The sequence below is a fragment of the Frankia torreyi genome (assembly GCF_000948395.1).
In the GTDB taxonomy this organism is placed as follows: domain Bacteria; phylum Actinomycetota; class Actinomycetes; order Frankiales; family Frankiaceae; genus Frankia; species Frankia torreyi.
In genome coordinates, this window is sequence record NZ_JYFN01000075.1 from 1 (window position 1) to 23,948 (window position 23,948).

The window sequence follows — 23,948 nt, forward strand, 5'->3', positions numbered from 1 at the left end:
GGCATGACTTGTCCTGACCGGCAGAGGGGACGAGGAAGATCTGCCAACACCAGCCTGCCACACCCCAGAACTAAACAGCGACGGTCTACTAGGGCCGCCGACGGCCGCCGTACTTTCTCCCGATACCAGCCCCGCTGCTACTCAACGTCACAGAAGTTGCGGGGCCGGCCGGGGCCCGGCCGGCCATCGCGCCCTGGGCGCGAGGACGACCCGAACGGGGCGGCCGGCGACTCCTACCCCGACGGCACCGATTCGTTGGGCGACAGGGGGCCCCGAATCGGGCGAAAGGGTCCACAAACAACACAGGGCGTGCTATGCACTCGAAAACCTGGCAAGGGTAGCCGGTCCATAGCTCATTTTCGCTATCAGTTGACTGCCGTGACGTATCCGTACGATGGGTTACACCCGGCCCTCCCCGTCGGTTACCGTAACCAACCGTGTCGGAGCAACCGGGTCTCGTGCCCACCGCTCGGAGCGGTTCCCCGATCCCCCACCCGTCAGGGGAGTACATGCCCTCGTCTGACCCCAAGCGGCGAGAGACCGCCATCCTGCCCGAGCGGGGCGACCTGATCGCCGAGCTCGCCGGGCGACTCGAAGCCCTCGACGCGCTCCTGAACCGGCTCGAGGACGCCGAGCGCCAGGCCGCCGACGCCAGCGAGCACCTCATCCGGACCCGGCGCTGGCAGGAGGACACCGTCCGCACGATCCAGGAGGAGCGGGCCCGCATGCGCCAGCGCCAGCACGCCCTGGACGAGCTCGCCGATCACGCCCGCGCCGCAGTGGCCGCCCTGGCCCACCACCGCTCCCTGCCCCGCGAGGTCCACGAGCTCGCCGTCGAACTCCAGGTGCTCGACGCGGCCGGATTCCTGACCCGGCGCGGTCGGACCCGGTAAGCCCGCGTCCGACCGGGGATCCCGGTACCCCCACCCGCTCGACTACATGACGTAATCAAATGGTGCTCGACCGGAGCAGGCCGGGGCCTCCGTCGGCGTCGGGCCGGCCGCCGCACCGGCCCTCGTGGCGAGGGCGGAACCGCAGGCCATACCCGGTTCCGGCGGCCAATGAGGCCGCCGCGGCGGGTTCCGGTACGGGCCGGACCGCGCGCTGGACCAAGGGGCACTTCGGTGCACACTCGCTGTAGTTGGGAAGGACTAGTGTTTACCCACCCCGTCAATGTGGACTAGTCTCACGCCGACGTCACGACAACACCGGGCCGAACGCCGAATCCTGCCCCCGGCCACGGTGTCCCCTCCGAGTCGTCATCTGGGGCAGGAGCGGGGGACCCACCTCCACCGGCCGGCACCGACCCGCGGTGCTGGCCTCGGGGTCAAGTCCGATGTGCGTGAAGGCCACGCCTCGGACCGGGCAGCCCAGCCCGAACCCGACAGCTCACTTCGCAGGCGTACGGGAAGGAATACACCGTTGTCCGCGCAAAGCGTGCAGCTCGACGAAGATTCGCGCGTCGCCGGTCGCGGCCGTCACCGCGCCCAGTCCGTGCCGCCGGTCGCCCGTAGCCGGGCCCGTGCTCGTGCCTTCGCCGCGATGACCACCGGGACCGTCGCTGTCTCCGGAGTGGCCCTGGCCGGCTGCGCCACCGACGTCCACGCCGACACGGCGTTGGAAGAGTCGCCGAACACGGCCCCGATCACCCTCGCCGCGCAGATCGGCTCGCAGGCCGCCCTGGGTGGCAGCATCGCCGCCGCGGCGGTCAGCGAGCACAGCTCCTCGGGAATCACTCTCGGCGCGACGCACGGCCTCGACGCCCCGCCCCTGGCCGGCAAGGTCCAGGTCGGCCTGCGGGTGACGAACCCCGACGTGACCGTGAACGCGGACGAGCCGGTCGACATCGGCTTCTCGCTGTACAACGAGGCCACCCACGAGCCGCTGGCGAACCAGCTCGTCAAGGTGCAGGTGAAGCTCCCCACCGGGTGGGCCACCTTCAAGCACCTGCAGACGAACGCACAGGGATACGCGTCCTACACGGCGCGGGTGCTCACCACGACGAACGTCACGGCGATCTTCGACGGCACCGACGCCCTGCAGTCCGCCCACTCGGTCAACGACGCGACCCTGAACGTGCGCCCGCAGCGGGCCCCGCAGCTCGCCGGCCTCTCCTCCCGCCTGGGCAGCCTCGCCGGCGGCGTCTCTGTCGGTTCCACCCAGGTGTCCGTGCCGGTTCCGTCCAGCTCGATCGGCGCGAAGGCCGTCTACCTGGCCTCCCTGCAGGCGGGCAAGCCGTACGTCTACGGCGCCGACGGCCCGAGCTCGTTCGACTGCTCAGGGCTGGTCCAGTACGTCTTCAAGCAGCTCGGCAAGAGCCTGCCGCGGACCACGGACGCCCAGTTCGCCGCCACCACCCGGGTGTCGCAGTACAACAAGCAGCCCGGCGACCTGATCTTCCTCGGCTCGCCCGGGGACATCTACCACGTCGGTATCTACGCCGGCGACGGCAAGATGTGGGTCGCCCCGCACACGGGCAGCGTCGTGAAGCTCCAGTCGATCTACACCACCTCCTACTACGTCGGACGCGTCTAAGAGCGTCCACGCCAGCGCACCGTGCCCTGCGGCGCAGCGCCGGCCACCCGGTGGTCACCTCGTTCGGCTGGAAGGACGACGAAGCCCGTCCAGCCTCGAGCCGACCGCGACGCGGCCTCCCCCCTCCGGTCGCGCGTGCGGTCAGGCAGCCGGTCGACCTCGCGTTCCGCATCCCGTCGTGACTGCCCCGTCGTTCCGCACCCCGTCGTGCCCGCCCCGCCGGGCCTGCTCCCCCCGGCAGGCGAAAGGCGCGCATCGCCGACCCGTCCGGGTCACCATCGCCGTTGCCCCGGATGCAGTCCCACGACGCGGCTGACCCCGAGATGCTGATCCCGAGACAACGCCGGACCACCCGTACCTGCACCCGGTCCACGCGCCCGAAATCCGTGGCGTCGCGGTCCCGGCCGAGCCGGGACCAGCTCCAGTACGCGAGCCCTGACACCGCCCGCAGCCTCACCGACCCGACCTCGCTTCAGCGCCAGCCGGGCAACGCCTCCTTCCGGCCGGACGGACGTCAGATCTCCCCCCCATCTGACGTCCGTCCGGCCGGAAGGCCCCCGACCCCGCCGGCCTTCCCTCGGATTCCCCCCCCATCCGCAGCGGGAGGCCGGCGGGCCCTCGGGTTCCACCCGGCCGCAGAGGTCCGCCGATGCCGCTACCCCCCTCCCGGCGGCATCGGCGGACCCTTCTTGCTTCTACCCACCCGTCCCGGGCGCGTACGCGGCCGCTGGGGCCCGTGGAAGGCCGGGCTCAGGCTCCCAGGTGGTGCTTGGCGGAGGCCGTCCACAGCGTCTCGCTGACCTTCTTGTTCCAGTCGGTCTCGGCGACCCTTGCCTCCGGCGCCCGACCTGGGCAGGCGGACTGCGGCTCCTGCGTGAACTGTCCCACCACGCCGACGGCCGCGAAGATCGGCTTGGCGCCGCCGCAGACGACGGTCAGCGCGAGCCGAGCGCCCTCGCCGACGCCCCACACGTAGATCCGGTTGGGGTCGACCTTGGTCTTCTTCGCGGAGACGTAGCTGACCACGTCGCGCAGGTACTTCGCGTCGGCGCCGTCCGGGGAGTCGATCCGCCAGGTGCCGCCGACCGCCTCGGGATAGGCGACCGCGAAGTTGCGGGCGTTCGCCACCGAGCCGGCGGCGCTGTCATGATCGAGGGTCTTGGCGTCGACGTTGTCGTCGTGCAGGATCAGCACCAGCGGGATCGGATCCTTCGGATTCGACGGGGCGTGCACGAGCAGTTCCCGGTCGGCCGAGCCGTAGTCCTTGGGCATGCTGATGCGCTTGGTCTTCGGGCCGTTGCCGCGCTCGACGAAGACCCAGAGCGCGACGATGACGACCCCGACGATGAGTACGGTTCGCTTGTTCTTGCCCCACCAGCCGGCAAGGGGATTCGACGCCACGATCCAACCGAACCACACCGGTAGCCGGGAAACGCCGAAAACGGGCGACCAGATGACGCTCGGACCTACTCCTTCGGCCGCGGCGGCCACGTGACCGAACGGGTCAGCGGACCGACGTCGGGGTCAGGGGGTGGCGAGCGCGCGGCGGCGGGCCTCGCGCAACACCTGCGCCTCCCGGGGGGCGTCCAGCGGCGGGAGCTCGCCATGGATCCAGGTCAGCAGAAGGTCGGCGAGCGCCGGGTTCTGCGCCAGGACCGGCCCATGCAGGTAGGTGCCGATGACCCGGCCGTCGACGATGCCGTCGGTTCCGCCACCGCCACTACCGCCAGCGCCACCACCACTTTCAGTGCCGCCGTCGCCGTCGCCGATCCCGCGGCGCACCACCCCCAGCGGGAAGCCGCCGGCCCCGGGCAGCCGCCTGGTGCGCCCGGCGTGGTTCTCGTAGCCGTACAGGGTGGGCAGGCCGAGGCGCGGATCGGGCTCGACGACGATGTCACCGACGGCCCGTCCGGGCGGCGGCGTCTCGGGTGGCGCGAACGAGCGGCGGGTCTCGATGTCGACGAGGTTCAGCCCCTCGTGGATCTCCCCGCCCGACGGGAACGTCGCGCCGATCACCTGGTAGCCGGCGCAGACCGCGAGCACGGCCGCTCCCGAGCCCACCGCGCGCACGATCGCCCGGTTCTGCCGGATGCCGTCGGCGGCGAGCACCTGCGGGGCGTCCTCGCCCCCGCCGAGCAGGTAGATGTCGCAGCTCTCCGGCACCGGCGAGCCGGCGGGGACGCTGACCACCTCGACCGGCAGGCCCCGCCAGCGCAGCCGCTGCTCGAGGACGATCGCGTTGCCGCCGTCCCCGTAGGTGCCGAGCAGCTCGGGGTAGATCAGCGCGATCCGGGTCGCCGAGCTGCGCCTCATCGGGAACTCCGGACCAGCAGGTCCCGGAACGCCGTGTAGTTGGCGACCACGTCGACCACCTTCTCGTTGGCCGCCAGCGCCGCGTCTTCGGCGTTGGCGTGCACGCTGTGCGGCACCTCCGCGTAGGCCAGCCGCACGCTCATGTCCTCCTTGCGCCCGCCGGTGACGAGCACCTGCCGGCCGGCGAGGCGCTCGAAGGGGACGTCCCAGATCCAGGACGGATCCCGGCCGTCGGCGGTCTGCGAGTTGAAGTCGATGACGACGGGCCGGGGCGGCGCGTCGGCGAGCAGCTCCATCATCTCCACCCAGCCGGCGGGGTTCTTCGCCAGCAGCAGCCGGCCGCGGCGGCCCTGCTCGCCGAGGGCGACCTCCTGGTAGCGGCCCTGGACGTCGCCGAGGCCGGCCATGGCGGCCAGCGCCGCCTCGACCTCGACGCCGAGCTCGCGGGCCGCGGCGGCGGCCATCGCCGCGTTGCCGAGGTTGACCCGGCCGGGCAGGTCGAGGTGGGCCGAGATGGTGCGGCCGTACCAGAGCAGCTCCCGGGGCCCGGTGACCGCGACGATCGGCTCGGGCCGGGCCAGCCCGCACTCGGACCACCAGCCGGCCTCGTTGCGGTGCAGCAGGCGGGCGCACTGGGGGCAGACCATCGCGTCGGCGGTCCAGTTCTGGCCGGCCGACACCCACACCTGCCGTCGCCAGCCGGCCGCCGCCCAGGCGACCAGCGGGTCGTCGACGTTCGCGACCACCGTGGCGTCCGGCAGCTCGGCGCCGAGCTCCCGCCACATCGACGCGATCCGCCGGGTCTCGTTGGACCGGTCGAGCTGGTCACGGCTGATGTTGAGCAGCAGCACGACCCGCGGCAGGATCTCCCTGGCCACCTTCGGCAGCCAGATCTCGTCGACCTCCAGGGCGGCGGCGGCGTCGAACGGGGGTCGCGAGAGCGCGGCGAGGACGCCGGGCGCCATGTTCGCCCCCCCGCTGTTCGACTTCACCGGCCCGAGGGTGCCCAGCGCGCGGGCGAGCAGCCGGGTGGTGGTCGTCTTGCCGTTGGTGCCCGACACGCAGGCGGTGCGGCGGTGGGAACCGACCTCGGCCAGCGCCCCCGGGGAGACCCGCAGGGCGAGCTTGCCGCCGATCATCTCCCCCGAACCGCGGCCGAGGCGACGCGACGCCTCGGCCGCCAGGCGTTCGACGGCGAGCGCGGCCTGGGTCCGGGCGGTGAACCTGCGCGGGAATGATGTCGTCATCGCGCTTTCTACAGTGCCACGAGGGTGCCGGGAGACGAAGACCACCCCCGCTTCCGTTCGGTTACGTCCTGATCGGCGCCGTTGCCGCCGGCGGCGCGCCACCGTCGCCCCCGTCGTGGCCGAGTCTGCACGCCAGACGCCATCGCCGCAGGTCAAACCGCGTGACCGGCCGGCCGGCGCCGGCGGAACTTTCGTGTTACCTCCCGGTGTGCGAACGGGTGCCAACCGGACCACCATGGGGGAATCAACCCGGCGTCGCGGTAGAACTCACCCGACGGGGTGAACCGGAATACCCAAGACCGGCCCTCGGGACGAGAATCACAGGCGGAGTACGGCCGGCCACCGATCCGGCCGGGGCCGCGCGGGGCCCGGGACCCTGGCCGAGCAGCGGCCGGCCGCCAGGCACCACGCGGTTGCAGAAGGGACGTGAGGGCGCACAGTGACAACGAAGGCAATCGCGATCGCGCGGGACCACGGCCGCTGGTCGGTGCACGATCTGGACCCGGCGGGCGCCGAGGATCTCGACGCCCTCACCGACACGATGCGCGACTTCGGTGACGACACCATCGTGGCCTTCCTGGAGGAGGACGACGAGTACCTCGCGATCGTCCGGCTCGGCGCCGACGAGCCTGACCCCAAGGTCTTCCTCTCCGACCGCCGGGTCCTGATCACCTCCGAGCTCGCCGAGCGCCTGTTCGCCGACGCCCTGCCGTCGATGGCGGGCCTGGCCACGGAGGACGACGAGGACGACGACACCTCCGCGCTGACCCAGGCGGCCCCGGTCGGTGACCTCGACCTGCTCGTCGACCTGGGCACCTCCGAGGAGGCGCTGCTGGAACTGATCGGCGAGGAGGGCATGCTGCCCGCCGATCTGATCAGCGCCCTGAGCGAGCGGGCCGGCGCCGGAGAGATCCTCGACGACGCCCGTGGCTGATCCCGCCCCACCCGGCGGACGCAACCACAGCACAGCCACTGGTCACGGCGCCGCGAACGGCCACGGCCCGGCGGGCGGGCCGCCCGACCACACGGCGGCGATGGGCCTCGCGCTGGCCCAGGCGAGGCTGGCGCCGGAACACGGCGACGTCCCGGTCGGCGCGGTCGTGATCGCCTCGGACGGCACGGTGCTCGGGGAGGGCCGCAACGCCCGCGAGCGCGACGGCGACCCGACCGCCCACGCCGAGGTGATCGCCCTGCGGGCGGCGGCGGCCCGGGCCGGCTCCTGGCGGCTGTCCGGCGCCACCCTCGTGGTCACCCTGGAGCCGTGCACGATGTGCGCGGGCGCCCTGGTGCTCGCCCGGGTGGACCGGCTCGTCTACGGCGCCGTCGACGACAAGGCCGGCGCGGTCGGCTCGCTGTGGGACGTCGTGCGCGACCGCCGCCTCAACCACCGCCCCGAGGTCATCTCCGGCGTCCGCGCCGCCGAGTGCGCCACCCTGCTCGCCGACTTCTTCGCCGCCCGCCGCCGCCCACCCACCCGTTAGCCCGTCGGCCCGTCGGCCCGTCGGCAGTGTGCATGGGAGCGGCGCCCCCTGTCTCTTCCATAGGGATAAATCGGACGCCGAACCCTATGGAAGAACCAGGTAGCCGCTCTCCCACGCATCCGCCGCTGACGCACGAGCCGTCGCCCCCGCGGCGTGCGGTTCCGCGGAACCGCACGCCGACGCCCGGCCGGCGGCGACGAGTCCCTGGGACCGGCCTGACGACCCCCGCGAACCGGACCGTCGGGACGTCCGGTAAGCTTGCCTACGGTGGAGTCGCCTAGTGGCCGAGGGCGCACGCCTCGAAAGCGTGTGAGGGGGCAACCCCTCCGTGGGTTCAAATCCCACCTCCACCGCCCTGCACCAGGCCGCACGCCGGGTCCGACGCTCACCACGTCGGCCCGACGTCACCACCTTGATCACTTTTCGGCCTCGCTGACCGTGGCTGCAGACGGCGAAGGCGCCCTGACTATGGGCGTTATGCCTCGTTGCCGGGCTCCTCGACCCGGTCGATCTCCGCTCTGAGTGCCTGCGCGAGCTCAGCCGGGGCGTGGGCGCGGAATGCCGTTTCGTACTCATCGCTGGCGATCTGGCGGCCAATGCGCTTCAGCCAGGAAAGACCTTCGGACGGCCATACTCCGGTTATCTCATGCCAGCTCGCGGCTGCGTAAACAAGCACGCCGATCGCATCGACTTGTCGCCCGACCTCGATGAGAATTCTTCCCAATCCAGTAGCTGACAATGACGCAAGACCTGCGTCGCCGGCCTTCCCGGCACAGGTGAGGGCGTGGCGGTAATGGGCCTCAGCCTCCTCTAGCCGCCGCTCCTCTCGCGCCAGCATTCCGAGCTGGTGATAAGTGAGCGCGGCACCATGCTCATCCCCGAACTTCAGCCTGAGGTCGAGGGCACGGCGGTAATGGGCCTCAGCCTCCTCGAGCCGCCGCTCCTCCCGCGCCAGCATTCCGAGCTGGTGATAAGTGAGCGCGGCACCGTGCTCATCCCCGAACTTCAGCCTGAGGTCGAGGGCACGGCGGTAATGGGCCTCAGCCTCCTCGAGCCGCCACTGCTCCTGCTCCAGCATTCCGAGCTGGTGATAAGTGAGCGCGGCACGATACTCATTCCGAAACCTCAGAAGGAGGTCGAGGGCACGGTGGTAGTGGGCTTCAGCGTCCGCGAACCGCCGCTGTTCCTGCGCAACGATGCCGAGATTGTGGTAGGTGAGCGCGGCGCTGTGCTCGTCCCCGAGTCTCAGTTTGAGGTCGAGGGCACGGCGGTAGTGGGCTTCGGCGTCCTCGAACCGCTGCCGCTCCAGCGCAACAACGCCGAGCTGGTGATAGGTCAGCGCGGCCCCGTGCTCATCCCCGAACTTCAGAAAGAGGTCGAGGGCGCGGCGACAATGAGCCTCGGCATCTTCGAACCGCCGCCGCTCCTGCGCAATAATACCGAGACTTTGGTAGGTGCTCGCGGCGCCGCGCTCATTCCCGAGCTTCAGTTTGAGGTCGAGGGCACGGCGGTAGTGGGCCTCGGCGTCCTCGAACCGCCGCTGCTCCTGGGCAACCACGCCGGCGAGGTGATGGAGCTGGGCGAGTTCGTTCTGTCCGGCGGTGGTGTCGGGAGTGGGATAGGCGTCGATGGTGCGGGTGAGTAGCTGCCAGCGTGGGTGGTGCTGGCGGGCCTGGTCGAGATATTCCTCCAAGGGTCCGAGGACCGGGAGAACAGGTTGCGCGGTGGTCAGGGCGTGGGTGACACCAGCCTGCAGGTTCGCGTAAACAGTGGCGGTCAGAACCCGTCCGAGGGTGCGCTCCTCGGCTGTGTTGGACGTCAACAGCCGGTGTGCCATGGCGCCGAGCTCGCAGTGGTACCGGTAATGCGCGTCGGCAGCGGCAGCGGCGAGATCGGCGCGGTCGCGGATACGGCTGCGCAGGAAGTACGGCAGGACCGGTTGGAGCTGCACCGTGTTACTCAACTGCGGGTGAGGGGTGGCGAGACCGACCCGAACGGCATGATCTACCGCGGCTGCCAGGTCCACCGCGCCGAGGGCTGCGACCGCGGGATGGCCGGCGAGGATCTCCTGGTAGCGATCCAGCCACGGACCGGTGGGGGCGGTGGCGACGAACGGGGCGAGCAGGAGCAGGGATTGTTGGAGTGCCGGGTCGAGTTTGCCGTGGCTGGTCTCGATGGCCAGCCGGGCCAGGCCGACCGGGCCGGCCTCCTGGCCGCCGGTGTCGAGATCGGCCAGGACCGCGGTCGGGGTGGTCTCCGCCAGGGCGGGCAGGACGATGGTCAGGGGGAGCGGGTAGCCGCCGAGCAGGTCGATGAGCCGGTCCAGCGCGTCCCGCTGGTCGGCGTCGTCCTGGTAGTGGGTGGCGCCGTGGCGGGTCAGGATCCGGTCGACCAGGTCGCGGGCGGCCTGGGGGTCCAGGCCGGGCAGCTCGTAGACGTTGTCGGTGAACGTGCCGGGGGCCAGCCAGCCCTCCGACTCCCGTGAGCCGACCAGGACCAGCGTCCGACCACCCTGCAGCCGGCCCAGCAGGGTGCGCAGGCGCTGCTGCTCCGTGGCCGGGAGGGCGTGCGGGATCGACGCCGGGCTCGCCGTGATCGATTCGGCATTGTCGACCACGAGCAGGTGCCGCCGCGACCGCATCAGCCCGGCGACCCGCTCCAACTGGGCGTCCTCGGACAGCACCTCCAGCCTCGCCTGGTCGACCCGGCCCAGGAGCTGTTTCCCGATCTCCCGCACCATCTGGGCCGCGGTCCAGGCCTGGTCCTCGTAGCTGAACCGGAAGACGTGGTCGACGAGACCGGTGCGCTGCCACCACCAGCCGAGGTGCGCCAGCAGGGTCGATTTCCCCGCCCCCGCCATCCCCTGCACCAGCAGCGCGTTGCGGCCGCCGTCGAGCAGGAGCCGCCGTTCGATGGTCTGCACGTCCAGGTCCCGGCCGACGAACCCGTACTCGGTCGCCGGTTCGTCGGCCACGGTGACCTGGCGGGCGTAGAAGCTCTGGGCCTCCTGCTCGGTCATCTCCCGCAGCCGCAGATCCACCGGACGCTGCCGGTACAACACCGGCAACATCCAGTCCTCCAACTCCAGTTCCTCGTTGAAGTAGGCGTGCCGGGCGGGGACGTCGAACAGTCGCCGCCGCGCCGTGTGGACCGCGTCGACCGGATCGGCCTGGGCCGCCAGCCGGCTGTACAGCGCCGGGATGGCCTGCGCCGCCGCGGACACCGTCACGGAATACGCCATCCCGACCGTCAGCGGCACCCCGGCCTGCACCAGCCGGAACGCGAGGCTCGCCTCGTCGCCGTTCTGCATCGCCGACTGGCAGGCCGACAGCACCGCGACCGGCACCCGGTGCTCCGCCAGCAGCGCCGCCACCTCGCCGGCGGGAACGGGCTCGGCCTTCCCATCCTGCGCGGTCTCGAAGAACAGGAAGCCCTGTTCGCCGTCGAACGCCTCGAGCCAGCGACGCAGGAAGAACCGGCCCGACTCCCGTCCTGCCGCCAACGTGTCATGCGCGGTGAACAGTCCGTGCACGTCGAAATGCACGACGTGATACCAGCCCCCGCCGTGCTCCGCCCGGGTTCCGTCAAGATGGTCGCGCAGCGCGTCCCACGTTCCCGGTCGGACCAGATCCACCGTCACGGGCACCGCCGCCTGCCGCAGCGCGTCCAACAACGGCCGAGACAGGGTCCGGAACCCCACATCCGACGGACCGTCCGGCCTGGCCGTCACCACCAGAATGTTCAAGGTGGCCCGACCCGACCCGGCCTCGAACCGGCCGGACAGCGGCTCCACCCGCCGGGTCACCGGCAGCCGCACCGCCAGCGGTGACGGCAGTTCCGGATCCCGCAGCGTCTCCCAGTGCAACCGCTGAAAAGCCGCGGACCCGGCGACCTCCACCCGGCAGCCGTCAAAGCCCCGCTCCCGCATCCGCTGGTACTCATACCGCGCCGAGCCGGCGAAGAGCTGCTCGAACAGGCCCCTGCCGTACTCGCCGATCCGTTCCTTCGCGGCCCGTTCGATGTCCTTGTCCAGGAACGGATAGCGCAGATGCTCCTCGAAATACCAGGAGAACAGCCCTTCGTCCTGAGCGTCCGCGGGATCGCGGATCTCGACGTCGTATTCCACGCCGTCGTCGAAGGCCAGCCGAACCGCGAACGTTCCGTCCGAACGCCGTTCCCGCTCCCGGACGATCACCGTGCCCACGGCCGGACTCCGCGGATCAGACGGTACGACGCGGACGGACAACCACGACCCGGTTCCCCTGGTCGTCGGTCGTCTCCACCACCTCGAACTCCGCATCCTGCGCCGCCGGCCCGCGGGCCCGGGCCACCCACGATCGGACCAGCTCGAACAGCGCGCTGCTGGCCAGGTTCACCGCGACCGGCAGCACCAGGACCTCCAGCACGCCCGGCAGCATCACCCGCCCCCGGACGGCCTCCACGGCCACCGCACCATCCGCAACCACCGCACCGTCCACGACCGGAGGAGCCGGCGTCCACGCCTTCACCAGATCCGACGGGCTCACGCCGACGCTCGGATCCACCACCAGCAACACCCGCGCCATCAACGCCCCCCGTCCTCTGGCACGACATCGACCCTTACCAGCCGACACCGCGGATCTTACCCACCGCACCCGATCAGCCACACCCAACGCCGCCGAAACCGGCGCGACGCCCTGAGTGCAATGCGGGTTCATGTCCCGGAGGCGTCGTCCCGCTCCATCGCGGCGCCCGGAACGCGCGGCGAGCGGCGAGCGGCGAGCGGCGCGTTCCGTTTTCGCCCACCCGACTTGGGCGACCCCGGACCGCGCCGGTCGACGTCAACTTGCGGTGGACGCGGAGCGTGAAATAGTCAGCGCGGACAGTAATTCATTTACTGACCATGGCGCCGGCGCGATGGGGCGACGACGCCATTCAGCACACGCACGACTATCCATCAGTTGCACGACCGGCGAGTCGGAGGCAATGGCATGGCGAGGATCGTCATTTTTGGTGCCGGTGGTCAGATCGGGCGCCGCATCACCGACGAAGCAATTCGACGGGGACACGAGGTCACCGCGGTCGAGGTCGACGCGGCCCGCGTGAAGAAGCTTCCGCGCAAGGCCAACGCGGTCGAGGGCGACGCCACGTCGCGCGATTCCGTGCAGCGCCTGGCGCAGGAGGCGGACGCCATCGTCGTGGCGGTGGGTGGTGTCGACCGTCCGGTGCACGCGAACGCCGCGCGTACCCTCGTCGACGTCCTGCCCCGCATCGGCGACCAGGCTCCGGCCGTTCTGCACGTCTCCAGCGGCGGGACCCTGGAGGACGACAACGGCCAGCGGCTCGTGGACAGCCCGGACTTCCCCGCCGCCGAGCGCAAGGACGCGCTCGACCAGGTGGACGCGCTCGACGTGTACCGGGGCGCGCGCAACGTGCGCTGGGCAGCCATCGCCCCGCCGCCGCGCAACCTGGGCCAGGGGCAGCGTCGGGGCGCCTACCGCACCGGCAACGACCGGCCCGTGGTGGACGCTCAGGGCGAGATCGGCATCTCCTACGAGGACTTCGCGATCGCCGCCGTCGACGAGGTCGAGAAGCCGCGTAACCGCAACCGTCGTTTCACGGTGGGCAACTGACGTTCCCGCCTGAAGCGCAGCCCGGGCGAAGCCAGGGTTAATGCGTGGCACCGGCGGGCTCACCGCCGCCGACGCCGGACCGCCGACGATGCCGGGCGGTGAATGGCGACGGCTGCCCGCCGGTTGCCGCGCCTGGGCGGCGCGGGTCGAAAGGGACCCGCACCGCCCAACTATGTCCGGCGCGGGACCGTGCCACGGGAACCGCGCAGCACGAGCCGCGGTTGCCGGCACCGAAAACCGCCTATCGCGATCGCGGTCAGGCCATCGTGTCGAGAATAGCCTCGATGTCGGCCGGGGTGGTGCGCGGATTGACGACGGCAAAGCGGGCGACGGTCTCCCCGTCGTGCCGGGTGGGCGGCACGAAGGCGAATCCCGCACGGAGCAGGTTGTCGCTCCACCGGTGATAGTCGGCGTCCCGCCAGCCGAGCCGGCGGAACACCACCACGGAAAGCTCCGCCGGGCGGACGAGTTCCAGCTCGGGCCGCGCCGCGATCTGCGCCGCCGCCGCCCGCGTCGTGGCCAGCGTGGTCTCGATCGCCTCGGCGTAGGCGCGGGTGCCGTGCGCCGCCAGGGAGAACCACAACGGCAGCCCGCGGGCCCGCCGGGACAGCCCGATGGCGTAGTCGGACGGATTCCAGTTGGCGGCCGAGTCGAGCACGTCGAGATAGCCGGCCCGCTGCGGACCGTGCGCCGCCCGGGCCAGGGCGGGATCGCGGTAGATCAGCGCGCAGGCGTCGAACGGCGCGAACAGCCACTTGTGCGGATCGACGATGAACGAGTCGACGTCGGCGATCCCGTCGAACAGCGGCCGAGCCGAGGGCGCGGCGAGCGCCGCCAGGCCGTAGGCGCCGTCCGCGTGCACCCACAGGCCCCGGTCGCGGCAGACGTCGACCACGCCCCGCAGGTCGTCGACGATGCCGAACTGGGTCGTCCCCGCGGTCGCCACGACGGCGAAGACCCCGTCGTGCGCGGCGGCATCGCCCTGTCCGGCCGGGTCGCGCTGTTCGGCCGGGTCGCGCTGGCCGGCGAGGTCGTCGAGCGCGGCGGCGAGCAGCGGGCCGGTGAGCCTGCCCTCCTCCCCCGTCGGCACGGCCACGATGTCCGCGTCGAGCACCATCGCCGCCTGGTAGAGCGACGAATGGGCCTCCGCCCCGCAGACGAAGCGCCAGCGCGCCGGCATCGGCCGACCCTCGGCGGCCAGCCGCGCCCGGACGGCCTGGCGGGCGGCGACAAGCGCGGACAGGTTGCCGACCGTGCCACCGGGCACGAACACACCACCGGCCGTGTCGGGCAGACCGGCGAGGTCGGCCAGCCAACGCAGCGTCTCGTTCTCGGCGTGGACCGCGCCCGCACCCTCCATCCAGCTTCCGCCATAGATGGATGACGCGCCGACCACCACGTCGAACAGCACCGACAACCGGGTCGGGGCCGCGGGGATGAAGGCGAGGTTGCGCGGATGGTCCGCCGAGATGCAGGCGCGCGAGAGCACCTCGTCGAAGATCTCCAGGGCTCGGCGACCACCGATCCCGTCCGCCGTGATCGTCCGGCCGGCCCTGGCGGACAGTTCCGCCGGTGTCGCCGGACCGTCCAGGGGAACCGGATCGAAGCCGAGGCGGACCCCGGTGAAGTCGAAGATCGCCCGCAGGAGATCGGCTGTCTCGGCGTCAAACTGATGCACGTACGGACCGTCTCACAACACGTTGCTCGACAGGCGACCACCGAAGCGGCGATCCGATCACGACCGAACCCGGCACGACCGAACCCGGCGGGACCGATTGTCGTGCCTCATCGAGGCACGCGGTGGATTCCCGCCGATCGGCGCCGACGCGGCGCGGACCTATGCGTCCTGCTTGCCGCGCTGCCGGCGGAAGAGGAAGCCGCCACCCACGAGTGCAACCAGCAGAACAATCGCTCCGACACGCTTCACAACAAACCTCCACGATGAGGACTCACGTCAACACGACGGCAAAACCGGCAACATCCACGACGGCGGACCGTCGCAGGTGAGAAGCCTCGCCGATCAACCCGAACCGGACTGGTCGGCGCCTGCTCCTACCGTCGGAAACCGAGCATGCCATGAACGGCGCCCGGGTGTGCGGCCGGATCGCCGGATTAGCGGCCGCGTCCCCCGCGCGGGGCAGGGACAGGTGCCGTATGGCGGGGCAATCTTCGTACGAAGCGCCGCCGCGAAGGCGATTTCACGGCACGGCCGCACGGGGGTGGGCGTCGGGTGGCCCGCGCCATGCCCGAGTGCGGCGGCGTCGTGAGATCAGGTGACGGCCACCACGGCACGGCCGCCGGCTCACCGCACGCCGCATCCGGCGGCGCACGGAGCCACGGCGCACGGAGCGGCGGGGCACGGAGTGACGGGGCGAGGCGGCACGATCGACGAGATCCCGCCGCGGCCGTACCCGGGCGGTGGAGATGGCGGGCGGGCCGGCTCGGGGGCGCGGATAACCGGCTCCGGCGTCCGGTTATCCATTATTTCCCCGCGCTCCATCATCTGTTCATCCGCGCTTAAGCTGATACTCCGCCGGCGGCGGGTCCGATTGCGAGATTTTCCCCGCGACCGGTTGGCCACCGCCGGCCGCAAACCCGTATTTGTACCGGCCGCGCGGTACTCCGGAGCGGTAGTATCAACGCCCTACCGCGTTTGCACGGCAATGTGCGCGGCGATTACTGGGGATGAGAGTGGCGCGCGTCTTCGTCAGCCACGCCAGCTCGGACGCGGAGTTGGCCGACCGGATCTACCGCACGCTGGCCGATCTCGGCCATCGGGCATTCCTGGCCCGCGACCTCCGGACGGGAATCCGGCCGGGCGAGGTCTGGAAGGAGCGCCTGCACCAGGAGTTGCGGGCCGCGGACGCCGTCATCTGTGTCGTGACCGAGGCCTACAACGCCTCCCCCTGGTGTGCCTACGAAATCGGGATCGCCCACGAGGTCGGGAGCCTGCTGCTGCCGCTGCGGGCGCAGGCGGGGGTGGCCTCGCCGCTGCTCGACGACCGCCAGCACGTCGCCGTCGTCGACAACGGCGGGTGGATCGGCGATCTGGATGGCCCGCTGCGGCGGGTGGACGCCGCCGGGGGCCTGGGCTGGGCGTGGGACCGCTCGCCGTTCCCGGGGCTGCGGCCGTTCACCCGGGACATGGCCCGGGTCTTCTACGGGCGCGCCGACGAGCTTCGCCGGCTGACCCACCGGCTGCGCGCGCTGAGCGACCGGCGGCTGCTGCTCGTCGTCGGCGGGTCCGGGTGCGGGAAGTCGTCGCTGGTCACGGCGGGGTTGACGGCGCGGCTGGGGGCCGAGCCCGGCTGGGAGGTCGCCGATCCGTTCCTGCCCGGCCACGACCCGATCAACAAGCTGGCGCGGGCCCTCACGCAGACGGCGATCCGCATCGGGCTGCACTGGGATCCGGCCGAGGTCCACCAGCGGCTGGCCACCGACGACCGCGCCCTGGTCGGGCTCGCCGAGGAACTGCTGAGCGCGGGCTACGGCCAGCACCGGGACCGGCTCCTACTCGTCGTCGATCAGGGCGAGGAGCTGTTCACCCGTGCGGACGCCGCCGAGCGGGCCCGGTTCGCCGGGGTGCTCTCCCACGGGCTCGACGGTCCCATCCGGGTCGTCATCGCGGTCCGTTCGGAGTTCCAGGACCAGTTGTTCGCGCTGCCCGAGCTGCACGGCGCCCACCTGCACGCCTTTCCCCTGCGGCCGCTCGCGCGCGACATGCTCAGCGTCGTGATCACCGAGCCGGCCCGGGTCGCCGGGCTGTCGGTGGAGCCGGAGCTGGTCAGCCAGATGGTCGCCGATACCGACGGCGGCGAGGCGCTGCCGTTGCTGGCCTTCACCCTGCACGAGCTGGCCCGCAACCAGACCCGCGGCGGACGGCTGTCCGCGCAGCGCTACGAGGAGCTCGGTGGGGTGCGCGGGGCGCTGGCGCGCCGGGCGGACGCCGTGCTCGACGAGGCGGTGGCCGCCGCCCGCCTGCCCAGGGAGGAGATCCTCGCCGGCATGGCGGAGCTCGCCACCCTGGACGAGGGGGGCCGACGCACTCGGCGCCGCATAGAGGTGGCGGAGCTGCCGTCGGAGGCCATGCGCACCGCGTTCGGCGTCTTCGTGGAGCAGCGGTTGCTGTCGACGGCCAGCGACAGCCTCGGCGGCGCCGGCGTCGGCGTCGTCCACGAGGCGCTGCTCTCCGTCTGGCCACCGCTGGACGCGGCGATCCGCGAGCGGGAGGCCGCGCTGCTCAGCGAGGGGCAGGTCGAGCGGGCCGCCGCGGCCCGGGCACACGGCGGCCCGCTGTGGGACGTCGACCGGCTCACCGCCGCCACGACCATTCTGTGGGGGTCCTACGACCGTTTCCGGGCGGGCGGGCGGCCGGTCGTGAACCTCAACAACGCCGGACGGCGGTTTCTCGCCGAGTGCCACCGTCGCGTCGAGGCGGCGCGCCGCCGGGACCGCCGGCGCCGGCGCCGGACGATCGCGGTGCTGGCCGTCCTGCTCGTGGTGACGCTCGCCGGCGCCGCAACCGCCGGCTGGCAGGGCGTCTCCGCCCGGCAGGCGCAGCACGCCGCCGAACGCGCCCAGCGGGCGGTGATCGCCCAGGCCCTGCTGACCAGGGCGGACGACGTGAGCGCGACGGACCGGATCCGCGCGCTGCGGCTGTCGCTCGCCGCCTGGGCGGTGCATCCGGACGCCGCCAGCCAGGAACGCCTCCAGACCCTGGCCAGCAGCCGGACGACACTGGCCAACGGCAGCCCCGTCACCGCCGTGGCGTTCTCCCCCGACGGGCAACTGCTGGCCACCGGCGGCGCGGACGCATCGGTGCTGCTGTGGTCGGTCGCGGCCGGCCCGGATCAGCCTCGGCGCGTCGGGCCGCCGCTGACGGGCCTGCACAGCCTGGTGACCGCGGTGACGTTCTCGGCGAACGGACGGCTGCTGGTCGCGACCAGCTTCGACCGCACCCGGATGGCCTGGGACATCGGCGACTCGGCGCGGCCGCAGCCGGCCGGCCGGCCGGCCCCCGCCCTCGGACCGGTCGACACCTGCGTCGACCGATCCCCCGCCGCCCCCGTCGAGGCGGTCGGCGAGGAGCTCGGCGGAGTCAGTCTGTGGTCCGTCGGCGGCGGGACTGGCGACCGCCACCTCCTGGGCTGGCTGCCCGCCGGCCCCGGGGAGGCGCGGGCGGTCAGGTTCTCTCCCGACGGCGGCATCCTCGCCGTCGGCTCCGGGCGCGACGTGCGCCTGTGGGACGCCCGCACCGCCGCCCGGCTTCCCCCCGCCACCGCCGATGCCGCGGACCGCATCGGGCGCCCGGCCCTCGACGCCTGCGCGAGCGAGTTCGAGAAAACCAAGGTTCCCCCGGAGCAGGAAGGAGGGGAAGGCCGGGCCGGCGACGGATCGGACACCTCCGCTCGCGATGGCCGCGATCTGCCGGCGCCCAGCCTGCGCCCCATCGGACTGCCACTGACGGGACACACCCACGCGGTGTTCTCGCTCGCCTTCTCCCGGGACGGCAGCGTGCTGGCCTCGGGTGGCAACGACGGAATGCTCCGGCTGTGGCGGGTGTCCACCGTGAGCGCCTCCCGGCAACAGGTGGTCACCGCGGCGTGCACCGAGGCCGGGGGCGGCCTGGACGCCTCGTCCTGGCAGTTCTACCTGCCCGGTGTCCCCTACCACCCCACCTGCGCGCAATGACCCGCCGATTCGCGAGCCGTCGCGCCGGCGCCGAACCCGACCGGCCTCGGGACCGGGACCTCCCTCTTTCGACCACCCGCCAATACCAATCCAGCCCATACCGGACAAGGTCAGCGACAGGGCGCGGTGAATCGGTCGCACCGGGTGCTTCCCGACCGGTGTCTGTCAGCGGACCATCATTTACATGACGTTGACATACGGACTGCCCACCCGATTCGAGATACCGACTGTCATCACCTCCCGGTTGATCCTGCGCGGCTGGCGGCCCGAGGATCTGCACCCGTACGCCGCGATGAACGCCGACCCGGAGACGATGCGTTATCTCGGCGGCCCGTTCGGGTTGGCCGGCACGGAACGTCTCGTCACCCACCTCATCGGCATGTGGACGATCCACGGTTACGGCATGTGGGCGGTCGAGGAACGGGGCAGCGGGGAGTTCCTCGGCCGGGCCGGGGCCTATTTCGCGGACGGTTGGCCGGGGATCGAGGTCGCCGTGTCCATCCGCCGGGACCACTGGGGTCAGGGGCTCGGTACGGAGGCGGTCCGGGCATCGCTGGAATTCGGCTTCGAACGGCTCACGGTGGACGAGCTGATCACCTCGACGCACCGGGACAACGCCGGCATGAACGCGATCGCCCACCGGCTCGGGATGACCTTCCGCGGGATCGCCGACGTCGGCCCGTGGCTGGCCAGCAACGTCTACACGATGACCCGCCAGGAGTGGTACGCCCGCACCGCGACCGCCGACCGGTCCTTATCCAGAGAGCGGCACAGCCCCGCCGCGCGCAGCTCGGACAGCGCCCGGTCGGTCGGCTAGCCGGCGAGCTCCAGCGGGACGCCGAGCTCACAACTCGATCGCCGCCCCTGGTCCCATCGGCCCCATCGACCCGATCGGCGTGAGGGTCGCGATCAGGTCCCGCAGCTCGCGGACGGCGGACTGGCCGCGATACCGCTCGGGCACGCGCCGTAACCCGTCGACGGCCCAGCGCAACACGAGCGGGCTGCGCCAATGGTCGGCGATTCCGGTCAGTTCCCGGATGATCTGCTCGCAGCCGGTGTCGACCTGCGCGCCGAGGATCAGCGCTCCGGCCTGGTTGATCCGGGTGAGCACCGGGTCGCGTGGCTCACCCGGCGGGAACAGGCGCACCGCACGATCGAAGTGCGGCAGGCTGCGGCGCCAGTCGCCGGCGGCGAGCAGCGCATCGGCTAGGTAGAGGTGGAGCTGCTGTTCGCTCATCGCGAGCACGCTGCTGCTGGTGGCCTCCGGGTCGAGTCGGTCGAACAGGTCCAGCGCCTGCCGGGCTCGCCGCAGGACGTCGGGCAGCTTTTTCTGCACGCCCAACGCCCGGGCCTGCATCGTGACGGCGATCAGCTTTCCGGCGCTCGGAGTGCGGCCGGCGAGCGCCTCCGCCCGCGCGGCGATCGTGAGCACGAGCTGGGCGGACGCGCCGTTCTCCAGCTCGGACTTGGCCCGTTTCGCCACCACCCAGGCGAGCAGCTCCGCGGCGCCGTGCTCGCTCGCGTTGCGGTACGCCGTCTCGAACCAGCCGCGCATCTCGGCCCGGTGCCCCAGGTCGGAGAACGACAGGGCGGTGATGCCGGCCAGCTTCGCGGCGACGCCGCGCAGCCTGCGCTGCTGGTAAAGCGGCTGGCGCCGGCCCACCAGCCGGCCGACCTCGGCCAGGTCGACGGACAGGTCACCGATCATCCCGATCACCGGCTCCACGCGGTACCGGAATCCCTGGTCACGCACCATCTCGTCGAGACGGTCGACCTGCTCGGCCGGTACCTCGACCCACAGCGACCGGTCCAGGGTGTCCCGAAGCTCCCCCGCACGCGCCAGCACGGCCGCCGCCGACCCGGCGGGATCGGAAAGCGGAACGGCGGACCACGGCGCTTCCGGACCGGTGGCTCCCACGGCCGGTGGCGGCGCGTCAGGCCCCGCGGCATGCCCGTACCGGACCTGAGCCGGCACGATCGAATCCGCCCAGAACGATCCGGCCGGGGCGGGGACGATGTCGTGGGCGGAGCCGTCCAATCCGAAACCGAGCCGATCCGGGCGCGTGCGCAGCACGGCGCACAGCGCGTCGAGATACCGGGGTGACGGCCGTTCACCGCGTTCCCATCTCGATATCCGCTGATGCCCGAGCGGCGGATCGCTGCGCCCTGCCTCGGTCTCGTGCTCGCGGATCCGCCGCACGAGTTCCTGCTGCGTCCAGCCGTAGGCCAGCCGGTATGCCCGCAACCGGCTCACCCCGCAATGACGATGAACGGCGTCGGCCGTCTCCGGCACGCCCACGCCTGCCTTCGCCAGCCGCGCCCGGATGTCCCGCCCGCACCTGGCCGGATGCTGTCTGGCCACGGCCACCCCCCGCATTTCCGCCGGACGCGCTCGCCGCACATCTCACGGACTGGGCAGATCATAGACCGACCGACGGCGACCCGGGAATCAGTCCGCCACCGATTGTGCGCCGCTCGCGCAAAAATCTGTGGCGCATCGGCCTGCACGCTCACAACCACGCAACGCACATTCCGCCAATCACCCCCGGTGATACCAATCGGAGGACCCGTAAAGGGACTGCCTATTCCCGCCGGAGGTGCCATGACCAGACCATTGTTCACAAGAATCGGGTGGACCCGGATCACGAGCGGCCAGCCGACCCGTGGAAGACGGGTGCACCGTCTTGTCCGGCTGCTGACTGTCCTGGTGCCGTTCCTCCCGCTCCCCGGCTCGGTGAGACTGGTTCTGGCCGCGCTGGAGGCCGCCGTCCTGCTGCACGAAGCGACCCGCCCGCCGGCGTCATCGGGTGGCGGCGACCGCCGTCCAGAACTCACCGAAGCCGTCCAGGGGGCCGGTCATCGCCCGCTGGGTGAGCAGGACGCCGACGGTGTCGCGGGTCGGGTCGACGTGGCCGGTGGTTCCCGTCCCGCCGTCCCAGCCCCAGCGCCCGGGGGCCATCCACGGCTCGGCGGACTCGACGTCCAGGCCGGTACCCAGGCCCCACGACCCGCCGGGACCGACGATCGGCCGGGCCTGGTCGCGCTGGGCGCCGGTCAGCGCGTCGGCGGTCATCCGCGCCACCGCGCCGGCCGGCAGCAGCGGGCCGCCGCCGTCCGCGAGCGCGCACAGGAACCGCAGGACATCGGGCGCGGTGGACACCAGCCCGGAGCTGAGCTCCTCGAAGGCGGGCGGGCGGGCGAACTCGCCGTCGGCGGCGTCCAGCACCTCAAGCCCGTCGGGCCCGGGCCGGTAGGCCGTCGCGAGCCGGCTCGGGTCCGGCTCCCAGAACCCGGTGGACGCCATGGCGAGCGGGCCGGTGATCCGCTCGGCGACCAGCTCGGACAGCGGGCGCCCGGCGCAGCGGGCGAGCAGCACGCCGAGCAGGTCGATGCCGGTGTCGTACAGCCAGCCCTCGCCCGGCTGGAACGCCAGCGGCAGCCCGGTGACCCTGGCGACGAACTCGTCGACGGACATCCGCGGCGTCAGCGGCCCAGGGAAGACCCCCCGGCGCAGCATCTCCGCCTGTAGCGGGGTCTGCGCCAGCACCGCGCCCCAGCCGCAGGTCAGGGTCAGCAGGTGCCGGACGGTGATCGGCCGGCACGCCTCGACGGTGCGGTCGAGCGGCGCGTCCGGGGCCACCAGCACCCGCGGGGCCGCCGCCTCCGGCAGCCAGCGGGCCACCGGATCGTCGAGGCCGAACAGCCCGTCGTGCTCGAGGCCGAGCGCGAGCACCCCCGAAGTCAGCTTGGTCAGCGAGGCGAGCCGGAAGCGCGTGTCCGCCGCCATCGGCGCGCTCGCCGACCCGAGCGCCATCCGCCCACCTGCACGCACCTCGACCCGCCCACCGATCCGCAGCGCGCCGACGTAGCCGGGGATCCGCCCGGACGCGACCTGCCCGTCCGGCACCCGCCAGACCCACTCGAAATCCGCGGCGGCTGGCGCCACCGCGCCGCTGTCCTGCCGTGTCATCGGTCCTCCCTCGCTCACGGGGAGGCTACGACCGGGGTCCGACACCTTCGCCCGCCGCGCCCCGACTCGGGTGCACCGGCGCGGGTCGCGGACGCTCAGTCGAACAGGTCGACAACCATCCTGGCCCGCGCGTCACGCAGCAGGATCCGGGCGGACACCTCCATGTGCTTGCGCCAGTACTCCTCCGCTCCGGGCGCGTCGCGCGCCTCGATGAGGGAGACGAGGCGGGTGTAGGCACGGATGGTCTTCCGGAACGCCTGGCGGGTCTGTGGCTCCTCGGAGGTACGCGAGATGGCCGCGGCGACATGGGTCGTGATGACCTCACGGAGGATTCCGGCCTCGATCGCCAGGGTCCGGTTACCCGCCCGTTCGACGACCAGGTCGTGGAAGACGTAGCCGGTCTCGAACCAGACGAAGGGGTCGGTGTGTTCCTCGGTGGCCGCGCGCAGATTCTCGATGCAGTCGCGGAGATCGGCGAGATCCTGATCGGTTCGTCGCAGGGCGAGCATCCGCGCGGCCGCGGGCTCAAGCACGGCCCGGGCCTCGTGCACGTCCTCGATGGTGGTCCCGCTCAGTTGCAGCAGCACGCCGACATGGCGCGCGGCGACCGACAGGTCGGGCACCGTCACCTCCGCGCCGCCGCGGTTGCCGCGCCGCACGATCAGCAGGGACTCCGCCTCGAGGATCCGGAACGCCTCACGCAGGGTCGGACGAGAAACGTCGAAGTGCGTCAGGAGCTCGTTTTCCGCCGGGAGCGTGTCACCGGCGCGCAGCTCACCGCTGACGATCTGGTGACGAAGATGCGCCGCAATGAGCTCCGACATCTTCGGGGCGCGATCCCGGTACACGGCACGGGCCGATGCCCCATAGCCTCGAGCGCTGGTTATAGCGGGCATCCCATCACCTAATCATCTTACGCTTAGATCCACATCGTCTAGATAATAGCGCGCCCAGCGGTCGCATCTCGCGGCCCAGGGCCGAATCTCGCGAGCCAGGGCGGCCAGGAGGCCCTTGCTACCCTTGACCTGAGCGCCTCCGGCCAGGTCAGGCCAGGGCAGGGCAGGGCAGGCGGCAGCGTGCGTACGGCTCGACGGCGAAG

16 protein-coding genes, 1 tRNA gene and 1 riboswitch are annotated in these 23,948 nt (G+C 71.9%); of the genes, 8 read left to right on the forward strand and 9 right to left on the reverse strand.

Annotation, left to right across the window (positions count from 1 at the left end; genetic code table 11):
* The first annotated feature begins 509 nt into the window (after window positions 1-509).
* Window positions 510-893, forward strand: coding sequence for a hypothetical protein (locus FF36_RS27695; RefSeq protein WP_044888145.1), 384 nt, complete (start codon window positions 510-512; stop codon window positions 891-893).
* Between the two features lie 346 nt (window positions 894-1,239).
* A riboswitch (cyclic di-AMP (ydaO/yuaA leader) is annotated at window positions 1,240-1,417 on the forward strand.
* Window positions 1,418-1,422: 5 nt separating this feature from the next.
* A complete protein-coding gene (locus FF36_RS27700; protein ID WP_220386599.1) occupies window positions 1,423-2,535 on the forward strand; it encodes a C40 family peptidase in 1,113 nt (370 codons plus the stop codon).
* 750 nt (window positions 2,536-3,285) lie between these two features.
* On the opposite strand, the gene FF36_RS27705 is transcribed toward FF36_RS27700, so the two are convergent.
* From FF36_RS27705 to FF36_RS27715, 3 genes are all read right to left on the reverse strand, one after another.
* A complete protein-coding gene (locus tag FF36_RS27705) occupies window positions 3,286-3,954 on the reverse strand; it encodes a PHB depolymerase family esterase (RefSeq protein WP_044888146.1) in 669 nt (222 codons plus the stop codon).
* Between the two features lie 105 nt (window positions 3,955-4,059).
* Window positions 4,060-4,848 (reverse strand): type 1 glutamine amidotransferase, encoded by a 789-nt coding sequence (locus tag FF36_RS27710; protein ID WP_044888147.1) that lies wholly within the window; start codon window positions 4,846-4,848, stop codon window positions 4,060-4,062.
* Entirely contained in the window at window positions 4,845-6,095 is a 1,251-nt protein-coding gene (locus FF36_RS27715; protein ID WP_044888148.1) for a Mur ligase family protein, read from the reverse strand. Before FF36_RS27715 ends, FF36_RS27710 begins: the two co-directional genes overlap by 4 nt.
* Before the next feature lie 439 nt (window positions 6,096-6,534).
* Here FF36_RS27715 and FF36_RS27720 point away from each other — a divergent pair, with 439 nt between their 5' ends.
* The 3 genes from FF36_RS27720 (at window position 6,535) to FF36_RS27730 (ending at window position 7,929) form a co-directional block, all read left to right on the forward strand.
* A complete protein-coding gene (locus FF36_RS27720; protein ID WP_044888149.1) occupies window positions 6,535-7,029 on the forward strand; it encodes a tRNA adenosine deaminase-associated protein in 495 nt (164 codons plus the stop codon).
* Window positions 7,022-7,576, forward strand: coding sequence for a tRNA adenosine(34) deaminase TadA (tadA, locus tag FF36_RS27725; protein ID WP_255355958.1), 555 nt, complete (start codon window positions 7,022-7,024; stop codon window positions 7,574-7,576). Before FF36_RS27720 ends, tadA begins: the two co-directional genes overlap by 8 nt.
* Before the next feature lie 266 nt (window positions 7,577-7,842).
* A tRNA-Ser gene (locus FF36_RS27730) sits at window positions 7,843-7,929 on the forward strand.
* A 122-nt stretch (window positions 7,930-8,051) separates the two neighbouring features.
* On the opposite strand, the gene FF36_RS27735 is transcribed toward FF36_RS27730, so the two are convergent.
* Together FF36_RS27735 and FF36_RS27740 are read right to left on the reverse strand one after the other, a co-directional pair.
* Window positions 8,052-11,780 carry a tetratricopeptide repeat protein gene (locus tag FF36_RS27735; RefSeq protein ID WP_044888150.1) on the reverse strand — a complete coding sequence of 1,243 codons (3,729 nt, stop codon included), beginning with the start codon at window positions 11,778-11,780 and terminating at the stop codon, window positions 8,052-8,054.
* Between the two features lie 16 nt (window positions 11,781-11,796).
* The gene (locus FF36_RS27740; RefSeq protein WP_044888151.1) at window positions 11,797-12,141 is read right to left on the reverse strand and encodes a hypothetical protein; all 345 of its coding nucleotides are present in this window, start codon (window positions 12,139-12,141) and stop codon (window positions 11,797-11,799) included.
* A gap of 405 nt (window positions 12,142-12,546) precedes the next feature.
* On the opposite strand from FF36_RS27740, the gene FF36_RS27745 reads away from it, so the two are divergent.
* Window positions 12,547-13,188: an NAD(P)-dependent oxidoreductase gene (locus FF36_RS27745; RefSeq protein WP_044888152.1), complete on the forward strand. Its 642-nt coding sequence runs from the start codon at window positions 12,547-12,549 to the stop codon at window positions 13,186-13,188.
* Window positions 13,189-13,444: 256 nt separating this feature from the next.
* On the opposite strand, the gene FF36_RS27750 is transcribed toward FF36_RS27745, so the two are convergent.
* Window positions 13,445-14,866: a pyridoxal phosphate-dependent decarboxylase family protein gene (locus FF36_RS27750; RefSeq protein ID WP_044888153.1), complete on the reverse strand. Its 1,422-nt coding sequence runs from the start codon at window positions 14,864-14,866 to the stop codon at window positions 13,445-13,447.
* Between the two features lie 1,007 nt (window positions 14,867-15,873).
* On the opposite strand from FF36_RS27750, the gene FF36_RS27755 reads away from it, so the two are divergent.
* Window positions 15,874-18,879, forward strand: a complete 3,006-nt coding sequence (locus FF36_RS27755; RefSeq protein ID WP_044888154.1) for an nSTAND1 domain-containing NTPase — start codon at window positions 15,874-15,876, stop codon at window positions 18,877-18,879.
* Window positions 18,880-19,063: 184 nt separating this feature from the next.
* Complete coding sequence (locus FF36_RS27760; protein ID WP_044888155.1) at window positions 19,064-19,696, forward strand: GNAT family N-acetyltransferase; 633 nt, start codon at window positions 19,064-19,066, stop codon at window positions 19,694-19,696.
* Window positions 19,697-19,723: 27 nt separating this feature from the next.
* Here FF36_RS27760 and FF36_RS27765 read toward each other — a convergent pair whose 3' ends face one another.
* From FF36_RS27765 to FF36_RS27775, 3 genes are all read right to left on the reverse strand, one after another.
* Entirely contained in the window at window positions 19,724-21,241 is a 1,518-nt protein-coding gene (locus tag FF36_RS27765) for a helix-turn-helix domain-containing protein (RefSeq protein WP_242422945.1), read from the reverse strand.
* Between the two features lie 438 nt (window positions 21,242-21,679).
* On the reverse strand, window positions 21,680-22,849 hold the full coding sequence (locus tag FF36_RS27770) for a serine hydrolase domain-containing protein (RefSeq protein ID WP_052681532.1): 1,170 nt from the start codon (window positions 22,847-22,849) through the stop codon (window positions 21,680-21,682).
* A 95-nt stretch (window positions 22,850-22,944) separates the two neighbouring features.
* Entirely contained in the window at window positions 22,945-23,673 is a 729-nt protein-coding gene (locus tag FF36_RS27775) for a FadR/GntR family transcriptional regulator (protein WP_236706056.1), read from the reverse strand.
* Between the last annotated feature and the right edge of the window lie 275 nt (window positions 23,674-23,948).